Consider the following 15,747-nt stretch of genomic DNA (forward strand, 5'->3'; position numbering starts at 1 on the left):
AAATCTTAGGTGCAACAAGACATAAACTGGGAGTTTTTATTAAGTAAACCCGGGTAGCGCTTTACTGAACCCGGGTACAATTTTATAGGAACAAACATTAGGAGAGATCACGTGCATAGATGTCATCGAACCGTTTTATATCATCTTCTCCCAAATATGCACCACTTTGGACCTCAATAACATATAGAGGCTCAGTACCCGGGTTACTTAGACGATGAAGTGTATTTTGCGCTATATAAGTCGATTGATTTACTGATAAATAAATCGTTTGCGAGTCATTGATTACTTCTGCTTTGCCGGAAACAACAACCCAATGTTCGGCACGATGCTGATGCATTTGTAACGATAAACGAGCACCAGGTTTTACCATCAGTCGTTTTACTTTAAAAGAAGCACCTTCAGCCAGAATCTCATAATACCCCCAAGGACGCGATACGCGCTGATGATCTTGAGTTAATTGATGATGATCTTTACTTAAAGAACTGACTAAATCTTTAACTTGCTGCGAATATTGCTTATCCGCGACCAGAACCGCATCTTGAGTTGCAACAATAATTTGATCTTGTACCCCAATAGCTGTAACCAAAATATCGGTACTATGAATCAGGCAATTCGTACTCTTTTGCGCAACAACTTTTCCAGTGACGGTGTTTCCATCTGGATCGGCAGTATTAGCATCAGCTACCGCAGACCAACACCCTAAATCACTCCATTGCATGGACACGGGGATAACAGCTGCTTTATTCGTTTTTTCCATAATCGCATAATCAATGGACTCCGCCTCACAACGAGAGAACGACTCCAAATCGAGACGTAAATAATCATGATGATTCTTGGCGTTTAATACGGCTTGCTGACTGAAATAATAAATATCAGGTTGGTATTCTGCTAACTCTTGAAGATAGACATCCGCACGGCAAACAAACATGCCACTATTCCAAAAATAATTTCCATCAGCAATAAATTCTTTTGCTAGCTCGAGCTCCGGTTTTTCTCTGAAACTTAAAACGCGTTGCACCTTCTCCGCGATTGGTAATCCTGCCTCAATGTAACCATATCCAGTTTTAGGACTATCTGGATGAATACCAAAAGTCACCAAAGCATGGTGTTCTGCAGCAAATTGTGCGCCTGTTAACATTGCTTCTTGCCATGCCTCATCATCCGCTATCCAATGATCCGAAGGAAGCACCAACATTATTGCCTCGGAACCTGCTATCTCGGATAAATAATGAGCCGCACAAGCAATTGCAGGTGCTGTATTACGTGCACAAGGCTCCAGCAAGTACGTCATTGAATGGGTAAATTGATTCAATTGATCTTGGCAAAGAAAATAATGAGCATCATTACTTACAATAAGAGAATGAGTACTAGTCAAGCTCTGTGCTCTTTTTACAGTTTGTTGCAGAAGGGATAACTCACCATTTAAGGCTAGAAATTGTTTTGGATAATTTTTACGAGACAAAGGCCATAAACGAGTTCCAGAACCTCCTGCAAGAATAACGGGATAAAGAATAGTCGTCATAAAGTTCCATGTTATGGCATAATCGCCGCATTCTAACAGTATTTTTAATCTAAAAAAAGGTAACTTTTCAATCAAATCGGGAAAATACACTCCTCCACCTTCTGCAGATTGGCTCAGAAGGCAGACGCGTTTGTTGCCTAGACTTGTTGAGAGGCTATATAAAATAAGTAATTCTACGGAGCCTTACCTATTATGAAAAAAAAAGCAGTAGTCCTATTATCTGGTGGATTAGATTCAACAACTTGCCTGGCATTAGCGGCATCAAAAGGTTTTTCCTGCTATGCGATTAGTTTTTCTTACGGGCAAAGACACTCTGCTGAATTACTCGCAGCCCAACGGATTGCACAACACTATAAGGTAGCAAAACATCAGATTGTCACCTTAGATACAGAATTATTCCGGAATTCAGCGTTGACCGATTCTACTTTGGAAGTACCGGATTTCCAGGATGGTACTGATATCCCAGTTACCTATGTTCCTGCCCGCAATACCATTTTTCTAGCCATGGCTTTAGGTTTTGCTGAATCGATAGGCGCGCGAGAAATATTTATTGGTGCAAGTTCTGTTGACTATTCTCATTATCCAGATTGCCGTCCAGAATTTATTGAGGTATTTCAAAATTTAGCCAATTTAGCAACCAAAGCAGGAGTAATGGGCGATCGTTTTACGATTCATGCGCCACTACAACATTTAAGCAAGGTACAAACCATTCAACTTGGAGAAAGTCTGGGTGTAGATTACAGCTTAACGGTTTCGTGTTATCAGGCCAATGATAGTGGCGAAGCATGTGGCCAATGCGATAGTTGTACCTTTAGACGACGCGGTTTTCTTGGGGCGGGTATTGATGATCCAACCATATATTGCTCTTCCGTTGCTAGATAAATTGCCATGAGGGGTGTTAATTACTTTTAATATAAACACCTCGGGTGGTCAAAAATAAACCTTAAGGTTTTATTAACAATAAATATGCGCATTTATTATACTATTCACACAAAAAAATCAAATTTTTTTACACTTTTGTTACAACAAATTGAACATTTTTGATTCACATATAGCAAAATCGTTGCTATTATTCGCCCTGATTTATAACCTTGGAGTAACATAATGACATTTAAAGAATTTATGAAGGCCGTTGCTTATTTACCAGCTAATGCTTTTACTGGTTCGGTTAAATTAGTATTAGGATACACAGATGAAGACGGTGAAGAACACCGTGGTTTACTAGGTTTAGCAACTGATGGGATTAAATTTGTTGGCCGTTCAATTTCTGACTTCTTGTCTGAACATAAAAAAGCAATTACTACTGCTGCTTGGCTTACTTTAGCTACTGCTGGTGCTGTTGCATTGACCTTATTCTTATGGCCTGCTGCTTTAACTGCAGTTGCTTCTTTCTCAGTTTACGGTTTGTCTATTGCAGGTATCGCTGGTGCTAATACTCTTGCACAAATCGGTCTTGCTTCTGCATTAGCTGGTGCTGCCGTTTCAGCTGCTACATACATAGGTGCTGCTGCTGGTAATTTCTTTTCTTGGGTGGCTAAGTGCTGCAAAAATCTTAGAAGTTCCACTTCTAAACAAGAAGATCCACAAGACGATGAAGACGACACTTATACAACAGGGAACGAGCAAGGGTTCAAGTCTACAAAGGGTAGTTCATTCGATTATGAAGAGCCAACAAGCGATGATGACTTAACTTATACTGTAACTCAACCCAAAGGCAACCCACTCAGTATCTTGTCAACCTCAGGCGCTAAAGAACCTACAATTACAACAAATGTTGTTACATTTGCTCCTCAGCAACATCAGTCTCCAATACAATCTCCTAAAGTTGTGAAGAAAGACGAAGATGCACCTTCACTAAATCAGACTTCTTCTCTGATCAATTAATCTTCACTAAATTAAGTAAATATTTAAAAAACGCGGCCTAGGCCGCGTTTTTATTTTCCATTTTGATGAATTAGTTTATAAAACACATAAAGAAATATATCTAACTCAGAAGTTTAGAAGCCTTTCCAAGTTAAATGCCATTCACCCGAACCTTAGTTACCTACAGCATTTATCATTCATATGCGTTATAATCAGTCATTTTCAATGAGCAGGTATCTACTCGATGGCGAAACAACGTAAAATGCTGGTTACCAGCGCCTTACCTTATGCAAATGGGCATTTACATCTTGGACATTTAGTGGAGCATATTCAAACGGATATTTGGGTGCGCACTCATAAGATGTCAGGAATCGAGTGCATCAGTATCTGTGGTGATGATGCCCATGGCACCCCGATTATGTTAAAAGCAGAACAAATGGGAATTACGCCCGAAAATTTAACTGCTGAAATCAAGCTAAGCCATGAACGTGACTTCAAAGCTTTCGCGATTGCTTATGATTGTTATCATACTACTCACTCTCCAGAAAACCAGACCCTAGCTGAAGCAATATACGAGGCCTTACAGGCAAACGGTTCGATTATTAAACGAACCATACGTCAAGCTTATGATCCAGTAAAGCAAATGTTTTTACCTGATCGTTACGTTAAAGGAACATGCCCCAAATGCGGTGCTAAAGATCAGTATGGCGATAACTGCGAAGTCTGCGGCGCAACCTACTCGCCAACGGATCTAGTGGATGCAGTTTCTGCTATTTCCGGAGCCAAACCTATAGAAAAAGATTCGGAGCATTACTTCTTTGACTTACCTCGTTATGAACATCTATTAAAGGAATGGACTCGAAGTGGCCATCTGCAAGCTGAAGTAGCCAACAAATTAGATGAGTGGTTTGCTGCTGGATTAAAGCAATGGGACATTTCACGTGATGCACCTTATTTCGGGTTTCCTATTCCTGGCACCACCGATAAATATTTCTATGTCTGGCTTGATGCTCCTATTGGATACATGGCGAGTTTTAAAAAATACTGCGATGAGCAGGGCGTCTCTTTTGCTGAGTTTTGGGATAAAGACACAACCACTGAGTTATACCATTTCGTTGGCAAAGACATCGTTTACTTTCATGCTCTGTTTTGGCCGGCGATGCTCGCTGCCAGTGGTCACCGTATGCCTACAGCAGTTTATACTCACGGCTTTTTGACCGTTGATGGCCAAAAGATGTCAAAGTCTCGAGGAACGTTTCTTGAAGCACGCACCTATCTGGAACATTTACATCCAGAATATCTACGCTATTATTTTGCAGCCAAGTTGAATGGTCGTGTTGATGATCTGGATTTAAATTTTGAGGACTTCACCAACAGAATCAATGCCGATCTTGTGGGCAAAATCGTCAATATTGCCAGTCGTTGCGCCGGCTTTATCAATAAGCGATTTGCGAATCAACTAAGCAGCAGTTTAAGTGCTCCACAATTGTATGCAGAGCTGCTTGAACTGCGTGCCGAAGTTATCGAATCCTTTATTTCTCGCGATTACGCTCGTGCTATTCGTCACATTATGGATGGTGCCGATAAAGTGAATCAATACATCGATACCCATAAACCCTGGGTATTAGCTAAGGAAGAAGAACGCTTACCTGAGGTACAGGCCATTTGTACTATGGGGATTAATTTATTCCGGATCCTAATCACCTACTTAAAGCCCGTATTGCCTCTGATGGCGAGCGCCGCAGAAGAGTTTTTAAATTGCGCTCCTCTTACTTGGGAAGCAATTGATGATCCTTTATTAAATCATAATATCAATACATTCCAACCCTTAATGGTTCGTGTTGAAAAAGAAAAAATACAAGCCATGCTGGAGCAATCCAAACAGGTGAACAATGGCCTCAGTTAAAGAAATTGACGCACTTTTGCCACAAACTCAATGTGGCGATTGCAATTATCCTGGCTGCTTACCCTATGCCGAGGCCCTGGCTCAAGGAACTGCTGCGATCAATAAATGCCCTCCTGGAGGAGTGGATACCGTCAAAGCGCTCGGTGCATTGCTAAATGTTGATCCCGCTCCTTATTTGGAAGAAGCCATGGCCAATACACGGGCACCATCTGTTGCAGTGATTCGTGAAGCAGAATGCATTGGTTGCACCAAATGCATTAAAGCCTGTCCGGTGGATGCAATTATTGGCAGTGGCAAATTAATGCACGCTGTAATTAACCATGAATGTACGGGTTGTGGGTTATGTGTTGCCCCATGCCCCGTAGATTGTATTGAGATGGTTAATTTACCCAATGTAAACTACGATAAGGACTTAGCACGTAAACGTTACAATACCAAACAAACCCGTTTGTTACGTGAAGAACATGAAAAACAGCAAGCGTATCGAGAAAAACGTCAACTTGCATTAAAAGCGGATAAAACTCAAGACAAGCAAGCCAAGCAGGACTATATTCAACAAGCATTGGCACGTGTAAACGCGAAAAAAAATCATGAATAAACTCCAGCGCCACGACATCTTTGTACGTTTTCATGAGCAAAATCCACATCCAACTACGGAGTTGACCTATCGCTCTTCTTTTGAATTATTAATTGCTGTCATTCTTTCAGCACAAGCAACCGATGTGGGAGTGAATAAAGCCACGGCTAAATTATTTCCAGTAGCAAACACCCCTCAAGAGATTCTTGACTTAGGACTGGATAAACTTAAAGAGTATATAAAATCGATAGGCCTTTATAACAGCAAAGCACAAAATATTATGAAAACCTGTGCGTTGCTGGTCAAAAACTATAATGGCGACGTCCCTAATAAACGTGAGGAATTAGAGTCTTTGCCTGGAGTCGGTCGCAAAACAGCTAATGTGATCCTCAATACCGCTTTTGGTGAGTCCACTGTAGCTGTAGACACTCACATATTCCGAGTAGCGAATCGTACGGGGCTCGCCAAAGGAAAAACTCCCTTAGCAGTTGAAAAAGCACTCCTAAAAAACATTGAACCTAAGTTTTTAAAGGATGCACACCATTGGCTTGTTTTACATGGACGTTATGTATGTACTGCACGACGCCCTCAATGTAAAACGTGTATCATTCAAGATCTTTGTGAATATCCTGATAAGAATCTGTCTTAAATTTAGAGATTTTTTTCATGAATTTAGGATTTTGTCATTCCTGTGAAAAGGGATATCTGGTAGCCAAATTGAAGGCTCATAAATCATCCATATTGTCTTATTCAATATAAAATTTTAATAGAATCGTTAGCAAGATGTAATGTTCCTGCACTTCATGCGAAAAAGACTGGCATTTCTGAAATTTTACTCATACAATAAAATTTCGTTGTTGCAGGGAGAGCAATACTATGAACTGGTGGACTTCAGTAGTTGATGGAACCAAGTCGCTTGGTGATGGGGCAACATGGGTTTGGAATAACGCCATAAAGCAAACCGTAGGTTATGCTGCAAATACTGCCTTTTATGTAGCCGAACAAGTCTTAGCTTTACGCGAGACAATTCCTGAAGTAGTCACTCCCCCGGTGATGAAAATCGTCAAAGGAGGAGGAAATATACTCGTTCAAGATATCCTGCCGGTTGTCGGGGCACATTATGCCAGTAATACCATTGATAATTATTTGCGCCCAGAAGACCCCACAGGAGTGTTGGCAACTTACATGGTTGTACCTACCTTAACGTTAATGAATTATGCAGTATGGGGATTTACTTATAGACAAGCATCTAAACTGGTCGTACATACTTTAACCCTTGATGCATTTGGTTCATCCGCTTTTAACGAGCATAAAGGAAAACTTAATCCACAGCCGCCAACACTCTGCGGCGAAAAAGAAGAAGATTGCAATTACAAGCGAAAATTTAAAGGTTCCATTCGCGAACCCTTAGCATTAGCTCTTAATGATCTAGTACTTCTGGCAATTAGTAAATTTGTTCCTTATGGGGAGCAAGTTGCATGGATATTAGGTATCTATTTTTATGGTGAATACATCACACGGATGGCAACACCAGAGCGCTGTGAACGACATAAGGCGATGAAATCTGAATCCATTCTGTCATTAGGGTTATCTTATACAGGAACCTCAGCCTTAATGGATTATGCACTTGAGTCTACTGTAGGTATGCCGCCATATCTATACCTCAGGACATTGCGCCATTTATTACTCTTAGCCCATATTGATATTGCATCGCATATGACTTTACCATTAGTCCGCTCAGCAAAAGATACAATCCCTATTGACCCTTTAGTGATTTATGATCGCACCAAACGATTCGCCATTGACGTCGTGTTTGCAGGATTAATGCAGCGAATACCTATTGATTTTAAACCACCTCCAGGTGCTAAACCCTTTATTCCTTTATCAACGGTTTTCAAATTCCTAACTAAGGTACTTGAAAGTGATTTAGAGCAAGTTAAACCTGTGCCGCCTGGTTTTTTTAAGAAAACGACAAAGTATCTCCTACCCAGCATGTTCCACGGCCCCAAAAATGCAGTCAATGATCCCGTGATCAAAGAGTTTTGGCCTGACATACGTAGTGATTTACTCTATATCTTAGAAATCGTGGAATCCGCAAAACCGGTTAAATCATTAACTACAGCACCAACAGCAATCGCTTCTACGGTTAAATATACACTTCCAGTCGTATTAAATTACCGTTTTGGTTTACCTATAAAATTGTCTGAATTCCTGTTATCTTTGAGTAAAAAAGAGGATTTTTGGGATTTTGTAACTGCCCTAAGATTATGGATTGAACGCAATAATGTATCTTATGAGGTCATTTTGGCTAAAGGAACTCGCAGCACAGGCTTACATGAATCGAACAGGATTATTGAGCTTCCTCAAGAGCCTAAAACCCAAGTTGTACCTTCAGCCCAGGAATTAAAAACACCTAGGACACCATCAGTGCCTGACGCCAAGCAGCTAATTCCCTCAAAAACTGGAACCGTAGTGACTGCAAATAGTTTATTTTCTAAGAAACAACGATCAAGTGCAATAAACCATCATGCTCCACAAAAAGAAGATCGTTCTTCACCGTCTCAAGAGGAATTTCCTTCATCGATTATTTACAATTAATGAATTAAGGGATCGAAAGAATGCCTTTAGCGATTTGGATTCTTTCGATCACCTTGCTTGGAATTGCTATTCGCCGAGTGACTCCTGTCTTTATTCCAATCTGGCTTATTACAACTGGAGGCGCTACTGCTGCATTATTATTAAACCAAATCTCCCCCCTCCAAGCCATTGCAGCAATTGAACCGGACGTGATGTTTTATTTGTTGGGTGTTTTTCTCATCGCACAAGCAGCAGAAGACAGTGGCTATCTAGAGCAATTAACCGATAAATTGTTTTATCATGCTCATACTGGCAAACACGCGTTATTCATTATTCTATTTGTTCTTGGCTTAAGCTCATCCTTGTTGATGAATGATACCATTGCAATCATAGGAACCCCCATTATTCTCCAATTGTGCCGATCCCATAAAAAGCTAATCAAGCCCTTGCTTTTTGGATTGGCATTTTCTATTACCATAGGCAGTGCGCTGAGTCCTATTGGCAATCCACAAAATTTATTAATTGCAGTAAAAAGTGAGATGCCCTCACCTTTTTTTCAATTTATAAAATTTCTAGCGCTACCCACAGTGATAAATCTTGGAGTGACTTATCTCTTCATCTGCTTTTTTTATGGAAAAATCTTAAATGAATCCATTGAGAAACCGATTCCTGCACCAATAAGTGACCCTCATACAGTCATGCTGGTCAAACTAAGCTTAATCACTTTATTTTTATTAATAATCCTTAAAATCATGTTTGATTGCTTCCCATCCTCCATCCACTTAAATTTCAGCCACCTAGCCCTGGTCTCATCTTTGCCGATTTTATTGAGCACTCTTCGAAAAAAACTCATCAAACGCCTGGACTGGGGTACTTTGGCTTTTTTTGCGAGTATTTTTGTATTAATGCAAAGTGTCTGGGATAGTGGTTTTTTTCAAACCAACATCAATCATTTTCATCTTTCGATTACCCAAGTTCCTGTTATTTTGATAATCAGCATTATACTTAGTCAATTTATATCTAATGTACCAATGGTGGCTTTATATTTACCACTTCTCTTGCAACATTCAGTTTCTGATACCAGTTTATTAGCTTTAGCCGCAGGAAGTACCATTGCTGGCAATCTATCCATTTTGGGGGCGGCGAGTAACATTATTATTATTCAAAATTGCGAAAAACGTGGGGTTAGAGGTTTTGATTTTTTAGAGTTTATAAAGATAGGAGCTCCGCTCACGCTTGCTAATATTTTGATTTATGCCTTTTTTCTTTAAAAAATAATAGACGTTTACTCACTGGCATCAATTTAAGCGTGTAGCCTGGAGGTAGCAAAGCGAATCAGTGTTTTGCTGCTCGTCACCCGAAAACCAGATGTTCGCCAAGTTGAATTGCGCAACTACTTGCCATATTAAATACAATGGTGTTATATTTACGCGCGAATTAGTTTATTAAAAAGCAATTGTCAGTAGAAACCAAGGCAAAGTTATGGAAATCCTAAACATATGAATCAATCCTTGCCTTCACAGCGTTCACGCTGTTTCTTGCTCCTGACAGTAAGTGTTATTACCTCTCTTATTCTACTCATCAATGTATCGTTTAAAATCGTTCTCATAGAGGGACTAATGTTCTCTGTGAACTGCTTAATTACCCCATTAATTGCCGGTTTATATTTATTGGCATTAAGAAATTGTACGATAAAAGAACAAAGACATTTGCTAAATATTTCGTTAATGACTTTATATGTATTTTGTATTGGAGTTTATGTACTCATCCATTTACCCGCAGCCGAATACATGCACGATAATCCCGTTTATCAAATTATTTTTGAAGACATTCCTAAAAAATTCTTTGCAACGACCATTTCATTTGCACTTAGCTTCTACCTACCACATCTATTGTTTTATCCTAAGTCGAGTAAAATTTTGCCTTCACCAAAACAATGTATGCTCCTTGCAATATTAGGTGGCGTTAGTTTTTTTGGACTCGATTTTTTTCTCTTATTTTCAGGAGTCCATCTTCATAGTTTCAAACATATTTTTATTGACTCCATGATGATTACTTCACTCATATTGCTTCTTATAGGCGTGTTTTATCTAACCTTTTTGCTCAAATACCAGCATTCGTCTTTCAATCCAGAACATGGCAGAGAAGGATTACCCTTATATCATTACTTTATTTGTGTTGCGATCGTCATCATGCTAATTTGTCTAGCTTGTGAATATAGAATCGTAACGATTATCAATAAATCGATGGTTCTATCAGCCAGTTCTTTATTTTTCCCCATTACGTTAATGATTAGTACCATTCTGGGTGAACTTTGGGGCTATCGTGTTAATCTAAAATTATGTCTAATCCTCATTGCAACTCAATTTACATTTGATGCTTTGCTTATAGGATTCGTTGCTTTGCCATCCCCAACCTTCTTTAATTTGAACCCTTTTTACAATTATATCATGCTAAAAAGACTACCAACGGCTTCGGTAGCGTTGTTTGTTGCTTTTATAAGCAATGCCTTGTTACTCCACTATTTAAAATACTGCAAGTGGAATTTGCATCGCCCCTTACGGATCTTGATTGCTAACTTTTGTTCGAATTCTTTATTATGCTTAATCGACTACAGCTTATTATTCGGAGGCATTTATCCTTATGATCAAGTGATTAATTTGGTAGTTAATGTTTGGCAATACAAATTATTAATGACCCTAATTTTCCTACCTTTTATTCTATGGTTTTGTAAGCACATGGAGAAAAATAAAGCGTTGACTCTGCAGTATGACTGATGGGATTAATGTAGACCGGGTAATGGCTCAACAGAACCCAGGAACACCTAACATACAACCCGGGTTCCGCTGCGCTTCACCCGGGCTACAAAAAACGGTTTATGAAAAGATTGGCGATCATTCCTTTTTCACAGGCCTTTTCCAGCCATAAACTGTTTTTTGCTTTGATTCAGTTAGCGTCAACTCATCGGGAGGAACATTCTTTCGGATGGTACTACCTGCGCCTATCGTTGCATTTGCACCTATGGTCACTGGAGCAACCAACTGAGTATCTGAGCCAATAAAGACTCCATCTTCAATAATGGTTTTGTGTTTATTAACTCCATCGTAGTTGCAAGTAATTGTACCCGCCCCTACATTAACTTTTTTCCCTAAACTCACGTCCCCTAAATAACTTAAATGGCTTGCTTTGGAGCCTTCCGCAAATACAGCTTTTTTAGTTTCAACAAAGTTACCTATTTTGCAGTTTGCTGCTAATTGAGTACCAGATCTTAAACGAGCGAAAGGTCCAATAGCACAATCATTTGCTATATCACAGCCTTCTAAAACACTGTTGGCATAAATTTGACAACCTGCACCTAAACTTACATTAGTGAGGACACAATTAGGTCCAATAGAACAACCATCTCCAATAACTACCTTGCCTTCAATCACACAATTGATGTCAATGAATACATCTTTACCACAGGTTAATTCACCACGTAGATCAAAGCGGTTTGCATCAGCTAGGGTAACACCTTGTTGTAGCAATTGTTCAGCATGCTTTACTTGCCATATTCGCTCTAATTGTTGGAGTTGCAAACGGTTATTTACCCCTTGGATTTCTGCGCTATCTTTTACACTCAGTGTTTTAATTGGGGTTTGACTGGCAACAGCTAAAGCAATAATTTCTGTTAGATAGTATTCAGATTGAGCATTATCATTGTTCAGTCTGGGCAACCACTTAGCTAGATCGTCAGACATTGCACAACAAATACCTGAATAAATTTCTTTTATATTCTTTTCTTGCTCATTTGCATCTTTTTCTTCTACAATGATGGAAACTTCACCTTGGTTGTCTCTAATAATACGTCCAAGACCGCTAGGATCTTCGAGATGAGCAACCAAAAGTGCCAAAATGGATTTATAGGTATTTGCTGTATTACTGCATTCGATTAAAGCACGCAACGTATTGGCTTGAATAAGCGGTACATCAGCAGATAAAACAAGAACTTGTGTTTGTGGCGGAATAAAAGGTAAGGCTTGCATTACTGCGTGCCCAGTACCTAATTGTTCTGCTTGGTATACCCAATGCACAGGTAAGTCAGGGAGTGAGTTCTTAAGTTGTTCACCACCATGACCGTATATAACATGAATTACATCAGGATTTAGTTGTTGTGCGGTTTCTACTACCCGAGTCAACATAGGCTTCCCAGCAATTTGGTGAAGTACTTTAGGGGTACTGGAATACATTCGTTTACCTTGTCCTGCAGCTAAGATAATAATTTGTAAGTTCATGTAGTTATGAGTTCCTAGGTTAAACACAATGACAGCTACGCAATGAAGCAATCTGCCTCAATATTTAAATTAAAGAGGTATGATAACTAAATTACAGTTCAAGGAGTAGAGCGATGACCATATTTGTTAGAACAGCCCAAGCACTTATAGACCGAGTGTTGAATAAATCTATTGAAGATTCGATTGCTGGTGATAATGGGATGATATATGGATGGTTTCGAGATACCAAAAATTCTGAGCAACAAAGAAATGTAACTCGTACTCTGCAAAAATTAGTTGCAGACTTTGAACCAGCAGATACAGATAAACAAAATTTAGTAAACTTGCAGGACCTCATCAGCAAAACAGACGGTGCCATAGAGAAATTACGCGCCCTAAAATCGTGGAACAGAGGTGGTTTGAATGACACTTTAAGTGCGCTTAATTCAAGCCTGGACCGATTCTATCGTTATCTTGGTGAGAAAAGTGAGACAAGTGAGAAAAGTGATAAAAAATTGTTTACTTTTATCGATGTCGCTGATGATGATGATCCGTTTAATCTACTTTGTGCTCATGCAGCTTATTACTTGGGCGAACATATTATTTGTCCTCCAGAGGAGGGTATGCTTGTTAAAATATATGAAAAAGTTGCCAATACCATTAGTAACGCTACAGCAATAGAAATTAGAAGCAAAAAAGAAGAATGTCTGATGAAAAATATTCTCAACTGTAAGAAAAAACTAGAAGGTTTGGATCCAGATAAACCCGATTATAAAGAGTTACGGAAGACATTTGTTATTGAAGCCATACAGGCTATTCATAGAGAAAATGCCGAAATTTGTGAAGAATCAAAACCTATTGACTCGATACCTGTGCAAGTAACTTTGATTGCTGTTGCGAGAGTCAAGGCACCCACCATAAAACCCAGCCGAGGAAGATTAAAAAATGCTATGGATAATGCGTTTGAGGAAATTGAAGCCAGAGCATTAGATAAAAAAGAAAAGGATGTAGAGAAATCAGCGTTAACACTTTAAATTTTTGGACACTAAGATAAGCTGCTTACAGTTCCATACATGCCTAGGTCCTGCTTGCAGCACCTAGGCTACAAATATTCAGACTATGAAGTCAATTCACCACAAAGATCTGTTTCCATCAACTTCTTTATTTCTTCAATTTCTAATCGTTTACTAAGCAAATACAATAACTTGCAATGTGCAGCCTCAGGAGTCATATTATGCCCGCTAATTAGGCCGGCTTCTTTTAAAGAATGTCCTGTAGCATATTGACTCATTTCGACGCCACCTTGTTGGCATTGGGTACAGTTAATAATGATCACCCCACGTGCACAAGCTTCTTTAAGCAGTTTTAAAAAACGAGGATCGTTATTTTGAGCATTACCCGCACCATAGGTCTCCAAAATCAAACCGCATAAGGGCTGATTTAAAATGTAGGCTAAAACGTCGGAAGCAAACCCTGGGAATAATCTGAAGTTGGCAATAAATTGAGGTTCAATCGTTTGTAAATGAAATGACTGCTGCGGTCGTTTGAGCAAAAGGTTCTTATGTACTTTAATGTCTATTCCAATAGCTGCCAAATGTGGATAATTCGGCGAATCGAATGCCTTAAATCCCTGGGAGCTAATTTTTTGTGTTCGATTCCCACGTAGTAAATGCTGATTAAAGTAAATGCATACTTCGGGGATGGGTTGATTGGCACAAAGCCATAATGAAGTAACCACATTATCTATTGCATCATTACGTACTTCCGATAAAGGAATCTGGGACCCTGTAATAATTACGGGTTTACCTAAATTTTCCAACATAAAAGATAACGCCGATGCCGTATAGGCCATTGTATCCGTTCCGTGGAATACTACAAAACCATCAAAATTCCCATAATCATCGGCAATATCTCGAGCGATTCGATTCCAGTCATGCACTGTCATATTAGATGAATCAAGTAAGGGATGGTATTCTTTTATCGAATACTCAGGCATGTCTTGATGCATCAGCAAAGGAATTTGTTGCAATGCAGCTTCCACATAACCCGGGGCAGGCTCATAACCATTTTTTGTTTTAATACTGCTAATCGTGCCGCCCGTATTAATAATTAAGATTCTTTTTTTCATATGAGTGTAAACTGGGGTATTTGTCCTCATTATATAACTAAATGATTTAGAATAGTGTAATTACTTCTATTGAATGTCAGATCATGTAACCTAGCTGCAAGTCCGAAATACCGGAACATGGGTATTCTGTACTCGATGAATCCCCGGATTTCGCGTTGCTACACCCAAGCCACGAATGTGATGTGTAAGAAGAGAAATAAGCTGGATTTTATTGAGTACTGACCTTTTTTCAATAATAATTACATATTTAATTGCCAAGCTCTTGCAGTTTATGGAAAAATCGAGCTATTAGCGGTTTAATCTAAACAGTGACATCATGGTGATTGATCGTGCCGGTTATCGGTTGAATGTAGGTATTATCCTTGTCAACGCACAGAATAGGGTTTTTTGGGGTAGGAGGACTGGTCATGATGCTTGGCAATTTCCGCAAGGTGGCTTGGCCGCAGGAGAAACATCATTAGAAGCGATGTTTCGGGAATTGCATGAAGAAGTAGGTTTGGATAAGGAAGATGTTGAAGTCATTGGTTCTACCAAACGTTGGCTTAAGTACAGACTTCCCAAGCAATATCTACGTCATGGCAGTGAGCCTTTAGTGATAGGGCAAAAACAGAAATGGTATTTGTTAAAGCTCGTTGCCAGTGAGCAAAAAGTCAAACTGGATCTCAGTGATTCACCAGAATTTGACAGCTGGCGTTGGGTTGATTTTCATGAGCCAGAAGGACAGGTTATCTTTTTTAAACGCCAAGTGTACATGCAAGCGTTAAAAGAGCTAGAACCTTTATTGAAAAAGAATCGTCGTACACCATTTGGCATGAAACGAAAAAAGAGATCATAGGTTAGGTGGGATAAAAAAATCTTGGTGAACGGTTGAATTTGAGCACAGGTTGAATGAAAATCGCTTCGAAAAAGAAGCATAGATTA

The 15,747-nt window shown here is 39.4% G+C and carries 13 protein-coding genes; 10 read left to right on the forward strand and 3 right to left on the reverse strand.

The features are described 5' to 3' along the window. Positions 1–97: 97 nt before the first annotated feature. A complete protein-coding gene (locus ACWTEW_RS09275) occupies positions 98–1,522 on the reverse strand; it encodes a mannose-1-phosphate guanylyltransferase/mannose-6-phosphate isomerase (RefSeq protein WP_454781400.1) in 1,425 nt (474 codons plus the stop codon). Positions 1,523–1,714: 192 nt separating this feature from the next. On the opposite strand from ACWTEW_RS09275, the gene queC reads away from it, so the two are divergent. The 8 genes from queC to ACWTEW_RS09315 all read left to right on the forward strand — a co-directional run bounded on the left by queC (position 1,715) and on the right by ACWTEW_RS09315 (position 11,222). Next, on the forward strand, positions 1,715–2,404 hold the full coding sequence (gene queC / locus ACWTEW_RS09280) for a 7-cyano-7-deazaguanine synthase QueC (RefSeq protein WP_454781401.1): 690 nt from the start codon (positions 1,715–1,717) through the stop codon (positions 2,402–2,404). 222 nt (positions 2,405–2,626) lie between these two features. Continuing rightward, positions 2,627–3,406, forward strand: a complete 780-nt coding sequence (locus tag ACWTEW_RS09285) for a hypothetical protein (protein ID WP_454781402.1) — start codon at positions 2,627–2,629, stop codon at positions 3,404–3,406. A 223-nt stretch (positions 3,407–3,629) separates the two neighbouring features. Next, positions 3,630–5,291, forward strand: coding sequence for a methionine--tRNA ligase (metG, locus tag ACWTEW_RS09290; RefSeq protein ID WP_454781403.1), 1,662 nt, complete (start codon positions 3,630–3,632; stop codon positions 5,289–5,291). Beyond that, the gene (locus ACWTEW_RS09295) at positions 5,278–5,889 is read left to right on the forward strand and encodes an RnfABCDGE type electron transport complex subunit B (protein WP_454781404.1); all 612 of its coding nucleotides are present in this window, start codon (positions 5,278–5,280) and stop codon (positions 5,887–5,889) included. Before metG ends, ACWTEW_RS09295 begins: the two co-directional genes overlap by 14 nt. Continuing rightward, the gene (gene nth / locus ACWTEW_RS09300) at positions 5,882–6,517 is read left to right on the forward strand and encodes an endonuclease III (protein WP_454781405.1); all 636 of its coding nucleotides are present in this window, start codon (positions 5,882–5,884) and stop codon (positions 6,515–6,517) included. The genes ACWTEW_RS09295 and nth overlap by 8 nt, the downstream gene beginning before the upstream one ends. Before the next feature lie 227 nt (positions 6,518–6,744). Beyond that, entirely contained in the window at positions 6,745–8,466 is a 1,722-nt protein-coding gene (locus tag ACWTEW_RS09305) for a hypothetical protein (RefSeq protein ID WP_454781406.1), read from the forward strand. Between the two features lie 20 nt (positions 8,467–8,486). Beyond that, entirely contained in the window at positions 8,487–9,716 is a 1,230-nt protein-coding gene (locus ACWTEW_RS09310) for an SLC13 family permease (protein WP_454781407.1), read from the forward strand. A 228-nt stretch (positions 9,717–9,944) separates the two neighbouring features. Further along, complete coding sequence (locus tag ACWTEW_RS09315) at positions 9,945–11,222, forward strand: VUT family protein (protein ID WP_454781408.1); 1,278 nt, start codon at positions 9,945–9,947, stop codon at positions 11,220–11,222. Between the two features lie 117 nt (positions 11,223–11,339). Here the strand turns inward: ACWTEW_RS09315 and glmU are convergent, their stop codons facing one another. Next, complete coding sequence (gene glmU / locus ACWTEW_RS09320; protein WP_454781409.1) at positions 11,340–12,719, reverse strand: bifunctional UDP-N-acetylglucosamine diphosphorylase/glucosamine-1-phosphate N-acetyltransferase GlmU; 1,380 nt, start codon at positions 12,717–12,719, stop codon at positions 11,340–11,342. Between the two features lie 113 nt (positions 12,720–12,832). Between glmU and ACWTEW_RS09325 the strand changes: the two genes are divergently transcribed. Then, positions 12,833–13,732, forward strand: a complete 900-nt coding sequence (locus tag ACWTEW_RS09325) for a hypothetical protein (protein ID WP_454781410.1) — start codon at positions 12,833–12,835, stop codon at positions 13,730–13,732. 83 nt (positions 13,733–13,815) lie between these two features. On the opposite strand, the gene ansA is transcribed toward ACWTEW_RS09325, so the two are convergent. After that, positions 13,816–14,826: an asparaginase gene (ansA, locus tag ACWTEW_RS09330; protein WP_454781411.1), complete on the reverse strand. Its 1,011-nt coding sequence runs from the start codon at positions 14,824–14,826 to the stop codon at positions 13,816–13,818. 316 nt (positions 14,827–15,142) lie between these two features. Between ansA and ACWTEW_RS09335 the strand changes: the two genes are divergently transcribed. Then, a complete protein-coding gene (locus ACWTEW_RS09335; RefSeq protein ID WP_454781412.1) occupies positions 15,143–15,661 on the forward strand; it encodes an RNA pyrophosphohydrolase in 519 nt (172 codons plus the stop codon). Positions 15,662–15,747 lie beyond the last annotated feature (86 nt).

The organism is Legionella stuttgartensis (assembly GCF_977063405.2).